The following is a 14,528-nucleotide window of genomic DNA, read 5'->3' as shown; positions in this document are numbered from 1 at the left end:
CTCACCGGTAGACTCGGGCCGCATGAGTGAGGACGTTCCCGAGCCGCTGGCAGAGATCATCGACGAGTTCCAGGCCGTGGAGGATCGGCAGAAGCTGGAGCTGCTGCTGGAGCTCTCCCGCGAGCTGCCGGAGCTGCCCGAGGGTTACGGCGATGACTACCAGGAGTCGATGGAGCAGGTGGTGGAGTGCCAGTCTCCGCTGTTCCTGAGCCTGGAGTTCGACGACGAGGCCCGCCGCGCCGAGCTCATCTTCGCCGCCCCTCCGGAGGCCCCCACGACCCGCGGGTTCGCCTCCATCCTCCACCAAGGCCTCAGCGGGCTCACCTACGAGCAGATCCTGAACACACCAGACGACGTCGCCAACCGCCTGGGCCTGGCCCAAGCCATCACACCGCTGCGGCTGCGCGGGATGAGTGCGATGCTCGCACGGGTCAAACAGAACATCCGCCGTCACCTCGACGGCGCGTAGCCGCGGATAGGAGCCGATCAGCCCGACTGCTCCGATAGGATCAGGCCCCATGACTGCCCCGGATTGGCTGACCGAGCGACCGATCGCCCACCGCGGCCTGCACCGAGGCAGCGAGGCGCCGGAGAACTCCCGGCCCGCATTCCTCGCAGCCGTCGAGGCAGGACTGCCGATCGAGCTGGACGTGCAGCTCAGCGCCGACGATCAGCTCGTGGTGCACCACGACGCCGCGCTGGGCCGGCTGACAGAGCAGACCGGTACCGTGCGCAGCCACAGCCTGCGGGAGCTGACGCAGATGGAGATCGCCGGCGGACCGCACCGGATCATGAGCTTCGCCGAACTGCTGGAGCTGGTCCGCGGACGCGTTCCGCTGCTCGTGGAGGTCAAGAGCGGCCCTGCGGCGACGACGCGTGCCGCCGCCGTCGCCGTCGCGCTGCGCCGATACCGCGGAGAGGCGGCCGTACAGTCCTTCGACCCGGACATCGTGGCCTGGTTCCGCCGGCATGCCCCCGGGATCCCCCGAGGCCAGCTCTCCGGCAGCCTCTCGGGAAAGCGGGACGTCTCAGCGCTGCGGCGGATGATGCTGCGGAACTTCGCCTTCAACGTGGTGACCCGCCCGGACTTCCTGGGCTATGAACTGGCGTTCCTGAGCTCCCGGCGGGCTGCCATGCTGCGCCGTCTGGGCAAGCCTCTGCTGCTGTGGACCATCACCTCGGAGGAGCAGCGCCGACGCGCCGAAGACTTGGGCGACAACTTCATCTTCGAGGGCTTCTCGCCCCTGCCCTGATCCAGGTGCCGGCCCGCTCAGGCTCCCGGCTGCGCTCAGTCCCCCGGCTGTGCCTCAGAGAACAGATCAGTCACCCACGAGGTCACGCGCCCGTTCCACCGCTCAGGGTCATGGTTCCACTCTTTGACGTGCCGCGCCTGCGTGAACGGCTCGAAGCTGACCAGCCCGTTCTTCTCCGCCAGGTCCCGGCTCGGTCCATGCGGAACGGTCTCATCGTCTTGGCTGTGCAGAATCAGGGTCCGCGTGTGGAGCTGCTCGGCCCGGTCGATCCAGTTCATGGCCTTGAGATCCAGCGGTGACGCCAATCCGGTCACCCGGCGCCCCCACGGGTGGGAGAGCAGCCAGCGGGACATGTTGCCCACCGGTTCCGGAACCCGGTTGACCCGAGCCTGGTGAGCCAGCACATCGATCCAGTCGATCACAGGGCCGGTGAGCACCATCCCCCGCACAGCAGGGGCCAGCTGAGAGCGGTCTGCGGCCTGTAGGCAGATGGCACCGCCCATGGACCAGCCGAAGAGCAGCACGTCTTCGGCTCCGTGGTCCAGCGCGTACCGGATGGCTGCCTCCACGTCCTCCCATTCGGTCATGCCCAGACCGTAGCGGCCGTCCGGCGCCGCCGGAGCCTCGCCGTCGTTGCGATAGGAGATCAGCAGAGAGTCCAGACCCAGCTGCTGAGCAGCCGGCAGGGCTTTGATGCCCTCGACGCGCGTGCCGGCGCGCCCGTGGACCATGATCGCCCAGATGTTCCGCCCCGCCAGGGGTGCCTGCGGATCTGCGGCCGGGACGAACCACGCCGGAGCCTCGCCCACGGGGGTGTCCACGGTGACCTCTTCGACGTCGAAGCCGGCCTGGCTCGGATCCCGGTGGAACCCGGAGCTGATCCATCCGCGGCGCGCGGCCCGCAGATCACCGTCGACCACCTCTTCCACGCGGCGGGTCACGGTGCCGTGCTTGGGCTCCAGGGCAGTGACCTCACCGATCCTGGCCAGGCCGCGACCGGCGTCGAAGTGGAGCCCATAGGTGCCGCTGACGATGGTCTCGGGCGTGCTGGTCAGCACGACCTCCTGACCCTTCGAGGTCTGGATCACGGCGAGGATCTCGACGTCCGCGCGCTTCTCGTGGACCGGGGTCACCACGACCCGGGCCAGGTAGGCAGCTATGGCGGAGGCAGTGGCTGTCAGTGTCATGCCGGTGGCGAGACCCACCCCGGCGCCGGAGGCCACCGAACGGACCCAGGGGGTCTGCGCTTCGGTCTCGGCCTGTGCTTCCCGTCTGAATGGAATCGAAGCCATAGAAGTAGAATACGCATATGCAGATCAGTGACGAGGAATGGCGGAAGAGACTCTCACCCGAGGAGTACCAGGTCCTGCGTCAGTCCGGCACAGAACGCCCCTTCACCGGGGAGCACTGGGACAACGAGCGTGCGGGCACCTATCGGTGCCGCGCCTGCGGAGCCGTACTGTTCACCTCGGAGACCAAATTCGATGCCCGATGCGGATGGCCGAGCTTCTATCAGCCCGCGGATGACGCAAATGTGACGTACCTGAAGGACACCACCCTCGGGATGGAGCGCGTCGAAGTCCGCTGCGGCAGCTGCGACTCCCACCTGGGTCATGTCTTCTCCGGGGAAGGGTTCGGCACACCCACGGACCAGCGGTACTGCATCAACTCCATCTCCATGACCTTCGACGAGAACGGTGCATGAGCGAACAGTCCAGCCCTGCGGCTTCCAGCGTGCTGGATGCCGGCTTCGCCTCCGACAACGTCTCCGGGGTCTCCGAAGAAGTCATGGCCGCGCTGACGGCCCAGAACTCCGGCTCTGCGCTTCCCTATGGTGACGACGCCGCCACCGCGGCCCTGCAGGAGACCGCCCGCGCGCACTTCGGTGCCCAGGCTGAGATCCTGCCCGTGTTCAACGGCACCGGCGCCAATGTGGTCTCCCTGCAGGCCCTGCTGCCCCGCTGGGGCGCGGCGATCTGCACGCAGGCTGCCCATGTCAACACCGACGAGGGCGGCGCTCCCGAGCGCCTCGGACTGAAGCTGCTGCCGCAGCCCTCCCCGGACGGCAGACTCACCCCGGACCACGTCCGCGCCGCCGCCGAGGACCTGGACTTCGTCCACGCCGCACAGCCCCTGGCCGTCACACTGACCCAGTCCACTGAGCTGGGGACTCTCTACACGGTCGATGAGATCGCCGCCGTGACGGAGGAGGCGCACCGGCTGGGCATGGCGGTCCACATGGACGGCTCGCGGTTGTCCAACGCCGCCGCCGCCCTGGGAACCACGCTGGGTGCGCTGACCACAGAGCTCGGCGTGGACGTGCTCAGCCTGGGAGGGACGAAGAACGGGGCGATGGCGGCCGAGGCCGTGGTGGCGATCCGTCCGGAGAAGGTCCCGGGCCTGAGCTTCATCCGGAAGCACTCCATGCAGCTGGCGAGCAAACAGCGCTACGTCGCCGCCCAGCTCGAGGCCCTCTTCGGCACCGACCTCTGGCGCCGCAACGCAGAGCATGCCAACCGTCAGGCGCAGCGCCTCGGCGATCGGCTCGCTCAGATCGAGGGCGTCCGCCTGGCCAGGCCCACTGAGGTCAACGCAGTGTTCCCTGAGATGCCACCACACATCGCCCAGGCGGTGCAGGACCGGTACTTGGCGCATGTGTGGGAGACCGCGACGAACGGCAGTCCGGTGCTGCGGCTGATGTGCTCCTTCTCGACCGAGGACGAGGAGATCGAGGCATTGGTGCGTCTCGCTGAAGACGCCGCACGGCGCGCCTAGCACATCATCCTCAGAAGGATTCCTAGGCTGGGGCCGTGACAGCAATCGGTCCCATGCACCGCGGCGTCGGCGAGGCGGCAGGCCGGAGCGGCCAGACAGGCTCCTCCGGCCTCGAAGGGCTGCCGCAGTCCTTTCTGACCGCCTTGGGAGATCTGCGCCGGGCATCGCCACGGCGCCAGGCAGTCGTGGAGGAGACGCCGGCCCCATCGAAGCTCGCACCCTACGCTGTCGCGCTGCGCGCCGAGGTCAGAGACCCGGCCGCCGCGAGTCTGGAGGGCCATCCGGTGCCGCGGCTGCGCCCGTCTCCCCAGCAGGACGAGATGCTGGCCACCGGCCGCTTCATCCTGCTCCACGACCCAGAGGGCCAGGAGGCGTGGGGCGGCACATTCCGCGTGGTCATCTACATCAAGGCTGAGCTGGATCCGGAGATGGGCAATGACCCGCTGCTGGCCTCCGTCGCGTGGACTTGGCTCTCCGATTCGCTGGCTCTGCACGGCGTGGAGCACAGCCGCGCCGGCGGAACAGCCACCCGCATCCTCTCCGAGAGCTTCGGCAGCCTGGAGGACCGGCAGGCCAGCAATGACGTCGAGCTGCGCGCCTCCTGGACACCGACAGGCTCCCGATTCGACGCCCACCTCGAGGCCTGGGCAGATATGGTCTGCTCCTTCGCCGGGCTGCCGCCGCTGCCCGACGGCGTCGTGGCCCTCCCCCACGTGAGGAGAAGCTGACACCCTGATGTCAGAGAACACCACACCTGCTGAGGACGAGCTTCCTCCCCTGCTCACCGAGCCCGAGGACGGCATACCGTTCGTCATCGACTCTGACCGCGGCCTGCAGCGCTGTGCCGATGCGTTGGCCGCCGGTACAGGCCCGGTGGCCATCGACGCCGAGCGCGCCTCCGGCTTCCGCTATGGACAGCGTGCCTTCCTGGTCCAGCTCAAGCGGGAAGGATCCGGCCTGTGGCTGGTGGATCCGGAGCCGTTCGACACGCTGGTGCCGCTGCAGAAGGCCCTGGGCGACGCCGAGTGGATCCTCCACGCCGCCACGCAAGATCTGCCGTGCCTGGCGGAGCTGGGCATGAGTCCGCATTCGCTGTTCGACACTGAGCTGGCGGCCCGCCTGACCGGGCTCCCCAAGGTGGGGCTGGGAGCCGTCGTCGAGAATCTGATGGGTGTCCGACTGGCCAAGGAGCATTCGGCGGCCGACTGGTCCACCCGACCGCTGCCCAAAGACTGGCTGCGCTACGCCGCCCTGGACGTGGAGCTGCTGATCCCCCTGCGCGAGAAGCTCACCGCTCTCCTCGAGGAGCAGGGCAAGACGGAATGGGCCGCCCAGGAGTTCGAATATGCCCGCACCCATCGTCCAGCGGTTGTGCCGCGCAAGGAGCGGTGGCGCCGAACCACCGGCATCAACAAGCTGAAGAGTCCGCGCAAGCTGGCTGTGCTGCGCGAGCTCTGGTTCGCCCGCGAGTCATTGGCGGAGAAGAAGGATGTGGCCCCCGGCCATGTGCTTCCCGACTCGGCGCTGATCGCCGCAGCGGACGCTGTGCCGCGGACTGTGCCTCAGCTGCTCTCCGTCAGCGGCTTCCACGGACGGGCGGCCAAGCGGGAGGCTCCCCGGTGGTTGCGCGCCATCAAGACAGGATCCTCCACCCGGGACCTTCCCGAACAGCAGCGCCGCACCGCCGGCCCGCCTCCGCCGCGATCGTGGAAGGACCGCAGCCCACTGGCCTATCGGCAGTACCGGACGGCACGCTCGTGGCTCACCACCAGGGCCGAAGAGCTCAACGTCATGTCGGAGACGATGCTGACCCCGGCTGTGCTCAAGCAGCTCTGTTGGACACCGCCGGAGCGGATCGACCTGGATTCGGTGAGAGAGGCGCTGACCGAACTCGGTGCCCGGCCGTGGCAGGTGGAGCAGACTGCCGCGGTGGTGACTGTCGCACTGCTGGATCCAGATCCGATGGACTCTGTCTGATCCGCTGAACGTCGACTGGTCGGTCGGACGCCGGTCTCCGGAGCAGCTCAGATCAGGACGCGGATCTCGCCTGCCTCGATCTCAGCGGTGAAGCGGGTCAGCGGCTCCCGGGCCGGACCGCCGTAGGGCACTCCGTCCTCGAGCTGGTAGACCGAGCCATGGCACGGACAGTGGAAGCGGTCCTCCTCGGCATCGACGGCGCATCCCTCATGGGTGCAGACATTGGAGAACACGTGGATCTCCTCGTGGGAGGCGCGGTAGAGCAGCAGCTCATACTCGCCTGCCTGGGCCCGGGTGGTCTCCCCCACCGGAAGGTCCTCAGCGGGCAGGAGCCACTCCCACACTGACCCCTCATGGGTGCTGGGCGCGGAGTCCTCCTCCGCCAGCGCATCGGTCCGGCAGCCGCTGACCGCCAGCCCCGAACCGCCCACCAATCCCGCGGCAGCAGTGGTGCGGACGAACGAGCGACGGGAGCAGCAGGACGAAGACACCCGGGCATTCTACACCCGCAGCAGGCCGCGGGCGCAGTGGGATCCGGACTCACACAGCGGCGTCGAAGCGGCGGCCGTTGACCCGATCGCTGGCTCCGCACTGGTCCAGATAGGGTGTGATGCCTCCGCGATGCATGGGCCACCCGGCACCGAGGATCATGCACAGGTCCACGTCCTTGGGCGAGGCCACCACTCCCTCGTCCAGGAGCAGTCCGATCTCCTCAGCCAGGGCGTCCTGGACCGTGGTCAGGATCTCGTCCGCGGTGCGCTGGGTCTGGCCCTGTGACAGCAGCTCACGCGTGGACTCTGTGATGGTGACCGAACCGTCCTCCTGGCGGCTCCAGATCTCAGTGACCCCATTGTCGATGAGACGCTGCAGGTTCGCGGAGACGTAGAAGCGGTCCCCGAAGGAGGTATGCAGGGACTCGGTGACATGCTGGGCCACTGGGATGCCCACCATGGCCAGAAGGGTGAAGGGGCTCATCGGCAGTCCGATCGGTGCCAGGGCGCCGTCGGCGGTCTTCGCATCGGTGCCCTCGTCGAAGGCCTTCTGGACTTCGGCCATCAGCCGCAGCAGCACACGGTTGACCACGAAGGCGGTGGAGTCGCGGCTCAGCACCGGAGTCTTCCGCAGAGCAGCCGCCAGCTGGAAGGCCGTGGCGATGGGCTCATCGGCGGTCTGCGGGGTGCGGGCGATCTCGATCAGCGGCATGACCGCCACCGGATTGAAGAAGTGGAAGCCGATGACCCGGTCCGGATGCTTCAGATCGGCGGCCATCTCAGTGACCGACAGCGAGGAGGTGTTCGTGGCCAGGATCGCCTCCGGAGAGACGATCTCCTCCAGCTCGGCGAAGACCTGCTTCTTCACGCCGATCTCCTCGAAGACCGCCTCGATGATGAAGTCGGCATCGGCGTAGACGCTCTTGTCCACCGAACCGGTGACCAGGGAGCTCAGACCCTCGGCCTGCTCCACGGAGATGCGCCCCTTCTCGGCCAGCTTCTTCGCCTGTCCGCGGATGTAGTCCACCCCCTTGTCCACGCGCGCCTGGTCGATGTCGCTGATGACCACGGGCACCTGCAGCTTCTGGGCGAAGACCATGGCCAGCTGCGACGCCATCAGGCCCGCCCCCACGACGCCGATCTTCTTCAGCGGGCGGGGCTGGACTTCCGGGACTCCGGCGGGGCGCTTGGCGCGCTTCTGCACCAGCTCCAGGAAGGCGTAGACCGTGTTCGCGAACTCGTCGGTGACCATGAGGTCGCCCAGAGCCGCGACCTCCTCCTGCCGTTCCTCGGCGCGGCTGCGGCGGCGCCCGGCTTCGAAGAGCTCAAGAGCGCGCTTGGGCGCCGGGGCGGAGTCGCCGGTCTTGGAGGCCACTGCCTTCTGTGCGGCGGCGAGGCCTCGCTCCCAGGCGGCCTCGGAGTGGTCCCGCTCCCGGTGTGCGGTCAGCGCGCCGATGGCGGCGGAGTCCTGACTGATCACCTGTGCCGCGAAGGTCAGCGACTCCTCCAGGAAGGTGTCGGCGCCGAACAGAGCATCGGCGATGCCCAGTGCGTAGGCCTGAGCTCCCTTGAGCGTCTTGTTGTTGTTCAGCGCATTGGTGAAGATGACCTGCGCAGCCGCCTCCGGGCCGATGATCTTCGGCAGGCGGTAGACGCCGCCCCAGCCCGGGACCAGGCCGAGGAAGGCTTCGGGCAGGGAGAGAGCCTTGGCCTCCTCGGAGACGGTTCGGTAGTGCGCGGCCAGGGCGATCTCCAGGCCGCCGCCCAAAGCCGTTCCATTGATGAAGGCGAAGGTCGGAACCGGGAAGTCTTCCAGCAGCTCATAGGCGTGGTGGCCCAGATCCGCCATGGCACGCGCCTGGTCCTTGGAGTCGATGCGGTTGACCGCACCGAGATCGGCCCCGGCCACCAGGAATCCCGGCTTGCCGATGACACCCAGTCCGACGATCTCGCCGGCCCGTGCACGCTCGGCCTGAGCGGCCACCGTCTCCCCGAACTCGATGAGCGAGTTGGGGCCCAGCGTGCTCGGACGCTTGGGGCTGTCATTGTCCAGACGGATCAGGGCGAAGGTCCCGGCTCCCTGGGGAAGCTGGACATCCTCCACGCGACTGTGGGTGACCACCTCGTCGCTGAATGCGGCGGCAAGATCGCGGTAGGCGCTGAAGTCAGAATGTTTCATAGCTCACATGCTACCCATCAGTAGCTTGAGTGGCCAGAGACACACTCTGCGGAGCGGCTCACCGGCTGATCTCCACCTTGGACAGCGGCACATCGGTGTGCTTGATGGCCGACTGTGCGGCGTCGACGGCCTTTCTGGTGCGCACGGTCTGCGAGGTCATGACAAGGGCCTGTCCCCCGCACTCGCGCGGCTGCTGCTCAGGGTCGGACAACGCGCCCAGGCCGCGCCAGGCCAGGGCCACCAGCACGGCCTCATGCACCGTGTTCGCATTGCGGCGCTCCGAGGCATTGGGCTCAGCGCCCTTCAGCGGATAGGCCACGGTCAGTGTGCCGAGGTCATCCTCCGCGGGCTCCGCATAGCCGTCGTCGGCGCACTGGGCGGCGAAGGACTCCACCAGAGCCTGCGCTTCCTCGGCCGAGGCCTTCTCAGCGGTGATCTTGCCGTTGGTGCCGACCTTGCCGTGATGGATCACAAACTCGCCGGCGCTCTCGTCGTACCAGGCCTCGCGGTAGTGCCAACCCTGCTCGGGATCACGGCGGAACAGACTGAGCATCAGGACTCCTTGGTTCGATGAAACACCGGGATCTCTCCGGTGGGAAGATCCTCACCCGGCAGCGGCCGAGCGAAGGGGACCTTGGTGCCGAGCACCTGGGCGACTGTGTCCTGAGCGATGCGCTGGGCGGTCAGGCCCACACGCTCCATCACCTGGGCACGGCTGCCGTGGGCCAGGAACTCCACGGGCAGGCCGACTTCGTTCAGCGCAGTGTCCACACCGGCCTCACGCATGGTCTGTCGGATCCGTGACCCGACGCCGCCGGCCTTCACGCCGTCCTCCACACAGACGACCAACCGGTGACGCGCCGCGGCGGAGATCAGCGACTGAGGAACCGGCAGGACCCACCGGGGGTCCACCACCGTGGAGCTGATCCCCTGGTCCTCCAGACGACGGGCCAGGTCCAGGGAGAGCTCACCCATGGTGCCGACCGAGACGATCAGGACATCCGCGGTGTAGGAACCGTCCTCCTGGGCCTCCCCGCGCAGAACGTCGACGCCGTCGTCGAAGCGTTCGAGCGCCTCGATCTCGCCGTTGACCGAACCCTTGGAGAAGCGGACCACAGTGGGGGCGTCCTCCACCTCGACGGCCTCACGCAGCTCTTCCCGCAGCCGCGTCGAGTCACGCGGCGCGGCGATCTGCAGGCCAGGCACGATCTGGAGCAGCGAGAGATCCCACATGCCATGGTGGCTGGGCCCGTCGGGGCCGGTGACACCGGCACGGTCCAGCACGATCGTCACACCGGCACGATGCAGCGCCACATCCATCAGCAGCTGGTCGAAGGCACGGTTCAGGAACGTGGCATAGACGGCCACCACCGGATGCAGTCCTCCGTAGGCCAGCCCGGCGGCCGAGGCCACCGCATGCTGTTCGGCGATGCCGACGTCGTAGACGCGGTCCGGATGCTCCTGGGCCATGGAGCGCAGTCCCACCGGGATCATCATGGCCCCGGTCAGCGCGACGATGTCCTCGCGCTCGTCGGCCAGAGCGGTGATCTCCTCCTCGAACACGGAGGTCCAGGAACGGGAGGACCCGCTGGAGACGGGTTCCCCCGTCTCCGGGTCGATCACACCGACGGCATGGAACTGGTCCTTCTCATCGGCGCGGGCCGGAGCGTAGCCGCGTCCCTTCTCGGTCAGGGCGTGCACGATGACCGGTCCGCCGTAGTTCTTGGCGTCGGTCAGAGCCTCCTCCATCGCAGACTGGCTGTGCCCGTCCACCGGCCCGATGTACTTCATCCCCAGGTCTTCGAAGAGACCCTGGGGCGCCCAGAAGTCCTTGGCGCCCTTCTTCGCAGCGTGCAGGCTGCGATAGACCATCTGGCTCAGCGGCCCCCCGTGGCGCAGCCGCTGCTTGGTGCCGTCCATGGTCTTCTCATAGATGCGATGGGTGCGGACCTTGTCGAGGAAGCAGCGGCGCAGGCTGTTCAGCTGCTCAGCCAGTCCGCCGACAGTGGGCGCGTAGGAACGGCCGTTGTCGTTGACCACGATCACCACACGGCGGTCCTTATCAGCGGCGATGTTGTTCATCGCCTCCCAGGCCATACCGCCGGTGAGCGCTCCGTCACCGATGACGGCCACCGCGAAGCGGTCCTCCTCGCCGTTGAGCACCCGCGCCTTGGAGATGCCGTCGGCCCAGGACAGGGAGGAAGAGGCATGGGAGGACTCCACGACGTCGTGGACCGATTCTGCCCGCTCGGGGTATCCGGCCAGCCCATCCTGCTGGCGTAGCGTGGAGAAGTCCTGCCGGCCGGTCACGAGTTTGTGGATGTAGGACTGGTGACCGGTGTCGAAGATGATCGAGTCCCGCGGCGAGTCGAAGACGCGGTGCAGAGCCAGCGTCAGCTCCACCACACCGAGGTTGGGGCCCAGATGGCCGCCGGTCTGCGAGACGTTGGCGATGAGGAACTCGCGGATCTCCTCGGCCAGCCGCTCCAGCTGCTCATCGCTCAGCTTCGACAGGTCCTGCGGAGACTGGATCGTCTGCAGAATGCTCATCCTCTGATTCTACTTCTCTCACGTGGAACAGTGCAGACACGACGACGGCGGCCCTCTCCCCCTTCCTTAGCTCGCGAAGCGCACCGCGCTGGCGCGCGTTGCGGAACCCTTCGCTCGCACAAGGAATCCTGGGGAGACGACCGCCGTCGTCTTCAGCTCTTCAGCCGATCAGTCAGCCGATCACTGGTTGGTGACCAGCTGCCGAAGCACGTACTGCAGGATGCCGCCGTTGCGGTAGTAGTCGGCCTCGCCGGGAGTGTCGATGCGGACGTCCGCGTCGAACTCCACAGTGGAGCCGTCCTCCTTGGTGGCGGTGACCTTCACAGTCTTCGGGGTGGTGCCCTCGTTCAGAGCAGTGATCCCGGAGATGGAGAAGGTCTCGAAACCGGTCAGGCCGAGGGTGTCTGCCGACTCGCCCTCAGGGAACTGCAGCGGCAGAACGCCCATACCGATCAGGTTGGAACGGTGGATGCGCTCGAAGGACTCGGTGATGACAGCCTTCACGCCCAGCAGACGGGTGCCCTTGGCCGCCCAGTCGCGGGAGGATCCGGAACCGTACTCCTTGCCGCCCAGGACCACCAGCGGGGTGCCCTCCGCCTGGTAGTTCTGCGCCGCGTCGTAGACGTAGGCCTGCTCGCCGCCCTTGGTGAAGTCGCGGGTGAATCCGCCCTCCACACCGGCGCCGTCGTTCTCATCGGCCAGCAGCTCGTTCTTGATCCGGATGTTGGCAAAGGTGCCACGGATCATGACCTCGTGGTTGCCGCGACGGGAGCCGTAGGAGTTGAAGTCCTTGCGCTCCACGCCGTTCTCCAGCAGGTAGCGGCCTGCCGGTGTGTCCGACTTGAACGAGCCGGCCGGGGAGATGTGGTCGGTGGTGACCGAGTCGCCCAGCTTCAGCAGAACCCGTGCGCCCTCGATGTCCGAGACGGGCTGGGGCTCCAGCTCCATGCCCTCGAAGTAGGGAGCCTTCCGGACGTAGGTGGAGTCCTCATCCCAGGAGAAGGTCGATCCCTCGGGGGTGTCCAGCTCCTGCCAGCGGTGGTCACCGTCGAAGATGGTGCCGTACTTGGAGGTGAACATGCCGGTGTCGATGGACTCATCGATGATCTTCTGCACCTCGGACGGGTCCGGCCAGATGTCCTTCAGGTAGACATCGTTGCCCTCGGAGTCCTGACCCAGCGGCTCATTCTGGAAGTCGAAGTCCATCGTGCCGGCCAGTGCGTAGGCCACCACCAGCGGCGGCGAGGCCAGGTAGTTCATCTTCACATCGGGGTTGATGCGACCCTCGAAGTTACGGTTGCCGGAGAGCACGGAGGTGACCGCGAGGTCCTCCTCCTGGATCTTCTGGGAGATCTCCTCCTCCAGAGGACCCGAGTTGCCGATGCAGGTGGTGCAGCCGTAGCCGACCACGAAGAAGCCGACCTTCTCGAGGTAGTCGATCAGACCCGACTTCTCGTAGTAGTCGGTGACGACCTTCGAACCCGGGGCGATGGAGGTCTTGACCCAGGGCTTCTGGACCAGGCCCTTCTCCACGGCGTTGCGCGCCAGCACACCGGCGGCCAGCATCACGTTCGGGTTGGAGGTGTTGGTGCAGGAGGTGATCGAAGCGATGGAGACCGCACCGTGGTCCAGGGTGAACTCCCGGCCGTCGGGCATCTTCACCGGAACCTGCTTGGAGGGCCGGCCCACGACCGGAGCACCCGAGCCGTCCATGTTCCGCGGCTTATCGGCCGGGTCCTGGGCGTCTCCCGCCGCCGGGGTCGGGGCGTCCGAGGCGGGGAAGGACTCTTCCACCGTCTCGTCCACGTGGCCGTTGCGGCCGTCCTCGTCCTGCGCGTAGTTGTGGATGTCCTTGCGGAACTGCTCCTTGGCATCGGTGAGCTCGATGCGGTCCTGCGGACGCTTCGGACCGGAGATGGAGGGAACCACAGTGGAGAGGTCCAGCTCCAGGTGCTCGGAGAAGCGCAGCTCGCGGGAGGGGTCGTGCCACATGCCCTGCTCCTTGGCGTAGGCCTCCACCAGAGCGAGCTGCTCTTCGGTGCGACCGGTCAGGCGCAGGTAGTCGATGGTGACGTCGTCGATCGGGAACATCGCCGCAGTGGAGCCGAACTCCGGGGACATGTTGCCGATGGTGGCGCGGTTGGCCAGGGGGACCTCGGCCACACCCTCGCCGTAGAACTCGACGAATTTGCCGACCACACCGTGCTCACGCAGCATCTGGGTGATGGTCAGCACGACGTCGGTGGCGGTCGCGCCGGCAGGGATCTCACCGGAGAGCTTGAAGCCCACCACGCGCGGGATCAGCATGGAGATCGGCTGGCCGAGCATGGCGGCCTCGGCCTCGATGCCGCCCACGCCCCAGCCGAGCACGCCCAGGCCGTTCTCCATCGTGGTGTGGGAGTCGGTGCCCACGCAGGTGTCGGGGTAGGCACGCAGTGCCCCGCCGACCTCGCGGGTCATGACCGTACGTGCCAGGGACTCGATGTTCACCTGGTGGACGATGCCCATGCCCGGGGGGACAACCTTGAAGTCGTCGAAGGCGGTCTGTCCCCAGCGCAGGAACTTGTACCGCTCACCATTGCGCTGGTACTCGATGTCCATGTTGCGCTCGATCGCATCGGAGTTGCCGAAGGAGTCGATCTGGACGGAGTGGTCGATGACCATCTCAGCCGGTGCCAGAGGGTTGATCCTGTTCGGGTCGCCGCCGAGATCGGTGACTGCCTCGCGCATCGTCGCCAGGTCCACCACGCAGGGCACGCCGGTGAAGTCCTGCATCAGGACACGACCCGGGGTGAACTGGATCTCCTTGGAGGGCTGCGCGGTCTCATCCCACTGTCCGAGCGCCTTGATGTGCTCGGCAGTGACGTTTGCTCCGTCTTCGGTGCGCAGAAGGTTCTCGAGCAGAACCTTCAGGCTGTACGGGAGGGACTCGTAGCCCTCGACCGAGTTGAGTCGGAAGATTTCATAATCGGCTCCGTCGACGTTGAGAACGCCTTTGGCTCCGAAGCTGTCCACAGTGCTCACGCGGGACTCCTCTGTAGTTGCCAGACTGACACTGTCCGGAAGACTGGTCTCACGGACACCGGCCCATCGGTGCCGTGGAGGTGTGACGAGGCCGTGGTCGCCTCCCCCGCGGCTCGAGCTCAGCGGTGAGCAGCGCGCCGTCGGCGGAGTCAGTGGTGCGACCAGGCCTGAGTCCGTCGTACTCCGCAGCGCTCAGGGCCGTATCGCTGTCCATCCTACTCGCTCGCCCCGCTGTGAGGTGCACCATGACGTCTCCGGCGAGGCAGCCCCGCGCGACGG

General features: G+C 67.2%; 12 protein-coding genes. 6 read left to right on the top strand and 6 right to left on the bottom strand.

Annotation, left to right across the window (positions count from 1 at the left end):
• Positions 1–22 precede the first annotated feature (22 nt).
• Positions 23–469: a SufE family protein gene (locus JOF45_RS05205; protein ID WP_210048329.1), complete on the top strand. Its 447-nt coding sequence runs from the start codon at positions 23–25 to the stop codon at positions 467–469.
• Between the two features lie 49 nt (positions 470–518).
• A complete protein-coding gene (locus JOF45_RS05200) occupies positions 519–1,253 on the top strand; it encodes a glycerophosphodiester phosphodiesterase family protein (RefSeq protein WP_210048327.1) in 735 nt (244 codons plus the stop codon).
• A gap of 35 nt (positions 1,254–1,288) precedes the next feature.
• Here the strand turns inward: JOF45_RS05200 and JOF45_RS05195 are convergent, their stop codons facing one another.
• The gene (locus JOF45_RS05195; RefSeq protein WP_210048326.1) at positions 1,289–2,545 is read right to left on the bottom strand and encodes an alpha/beta hydrolase family protein; all 1,257 of its coding nucleotides are present in this window, start codon (positions 2,543–2,545) and stop codon (positions 1,289–1,291) included.
• A gap of 17 nt (positions 2,546–2,562) precedes the next feature.
• Between JOF45_RS05195 and msrB the strand changes: the two genes are divergently transcribed.
• The 4 genes from msrB to JOF45_RS05175 are packed head-to-tail and all read left to right on the top strand — an operon-like array spanning position 2,563 to position 6,005.
• Positions 2,563–2,958, top strand: a complete 396-nt coding sequence (gene msrB / locus JOF45_RS05190) for a peptide-methionine (R)-S-oxide reductase MsrB (RefSeq protein ID WP_210048325.1) — start codon at positions 2,563–2,565, stop codon at positions 2,956–2,958.
• Entirely contained in the window at positions 2,955–4,028 is a 1,074-nt protein-coding gene (locus JOF45_RS05185; protein WP_210048324.1) for a threonine aldolase family protein, read from the top strand. Before msrB ends, JOF45_RS05185 begins: the two co-directional genes overlap by 4 nt.
• Before the next feature lie 35 nt (positions 4,029–4,063).
• Positions 4,064–4,756, top strand: coding sequence for a DUF3000 domain-containing protein (locus tag JOF45_RS05180; protein WP_342591399.1), 693 nt, complete (start codon positions 4,064–4,066; stop codon positions 4,754–4,756).
• A 7-nt stretch (positions 4,757–4,763) separates the two neighbouring features.
• On the top strand, positions 4,764–6,005 hold the full coding sequence (locus tag JOF45_RS05175; protein WP_210048323.1) for a ribonuclease D: 1,242 nt from the start codon (positions 4,764–4,766) through the stop codon (positions 6,003–6,005).
• A gap of 47 nt (positions 6,006–6,052) precedes the next feature.
• Here the strand turns inward: JOF45_RS05175 and JOF45_RS05170 are convergent, their stop codons facing one another.
• The 5 genes from JOF45_RS05170 to JOF45_RS05150 all read right to left on the bottom strand — a co-directional run bounded on the left by JOF45_RS05170 (position 6,053) and on the right by JOF45_RS05150 (position 14,249).
• A complete protein-coding gene (locus JOF45_RS05170; RefSeq protein ID WP_210048322.1) occupies positions 6,053–6,496 on the bottom strand; it encodes a QcrA and Rieske domain-containing protein in 444 nt (147 codons plus the stop codon).
• A 49-nt stretch (positions 6,497–6,545) separates the two neighbouring features.
• A complete protein-coding gene (locus tag JOF45_RS05165) occupies positions 6,546–8,675 on the bottom strand; it encodes a 3-hydroxyacyl-CoA dehydrogenase NAD-binding domain-containing protein (RefSeq protein WP_210048321.1) in 2,130 nt (709 codons plus the stop codon).
• Between the two features lie 58 nt (positions 8,676–8,733).
• On the bottom strand, positions 8,734–9,228 hold the full coding sequence (locus tag JOF45_RS05160; protein WP_210048319.1) for a hypothetical protein: 495 nt from the start codon (positions 9,226–9,228) through the stop codon (positions 8,734–8,736).
• Positions 9,228–11,225, bottom strand: coding sequence for a 1-deoxy-D-xylulose-5-phosphate synthase (gene dxs, locus JOF45_RS05155; RefSeq protein WP_210048317.1), 1,998 nt, complete (start codon positions 11,223–11,225; stop codon positions 9,228–9,230). The genes JOF45_RS05160 and dxs overlap by 1 nt, the downstream gene beginning before the upstream one ends.
• 180 nt (positions 11,226–11,405) lie before the next feature.
• Positions 11,406–14,249, bottom strand: coding sequence for an aconitate hydratase (locus tag JOF45_RS05150; RefSeq protein WP_210048315.1), 2,844 nt, complete (start codon positions 14,247–14,249; stop codon positions 11,406–11,408).
• Positions 14,250–14,528: the final 279 nt, after the last annotated feature.

The organism is Nesterenkonia lacusekhoensis (genome assembly GCF_017876395.1).
GTDB lineage: Bacteria > Actinomycetota > Actinomycetes > Actinomycetales > Micrococcaceae > Nesterenkonia > Nesterenkonia lacusekhoensis.
The sequence above is the reverse complement of the archived record's forward strand: the minus strand, read 5'-3'. Positions and strand labels throughout refer to the sequence as shown.

Coding starts and splice junctions, on each gene's coding strand:
- JOF45_RS05205 (WP_210048329.1), top strand. CDS start 23: ATGAGTGAGGACGTTCCCGAGCCGCTGGCAGAGATCATCGACGAGTTC.
- JOF45_RS05200 (WP_210048327.1), top strand. CDS start 519: ATGACTGCCCCGGATTGGCTGACCGAGCGACCGATCGCCCACCGCGGC.
- JOF45_RS05195 (WP_210048326.1), bottom strand. CDS start 2,545: ATGGCTTCGATTCCATTCAGACGGGAAGCACAGGCCGAGACCGAAGCG.
- msrB (WP_210048325.1), top strand. CDS start 2,563: ATGCAGATCAGTGACGAGGAATGGCGGAAGAGACTCTCACCCGAGGAG.
- JOF45_RS05185 (WP_210048324.1), top strand. CDS start 2,955: ATGAGCGAACAGTCCAGCCCTGCGGCTTCCAGCGTGCTGGATGCCGGC.
- JOF45_RS05175 (WP_210048323.1), top strand. CDS start 4,764: ATGTCAGAGAACACCACACCTGCTGAGGACGAGCTTCCTCCCCTGCTC.
- JOF45_RS05165 (WP_210048321.1), bottom strand. CDS start 8,675: ATGAAACATTCTGACTTCAGCGCCTACCGCGATCTTGCCGCCGCATTC.
- JOF45_RS05160 (WP_210048319.1), bottom strand. CDS start 9,228: ATGCTCAGTCTGTTCCGCCGTGATCCCGAGCAGGGTTGGCACTACCGC.
- dxs (WP_210048317.1), bottom strand. CDS start 11,225: ATGAGCATTCTGCAGACGATCCAGTCTCCGCAGGACCTGTCGAAGCTG.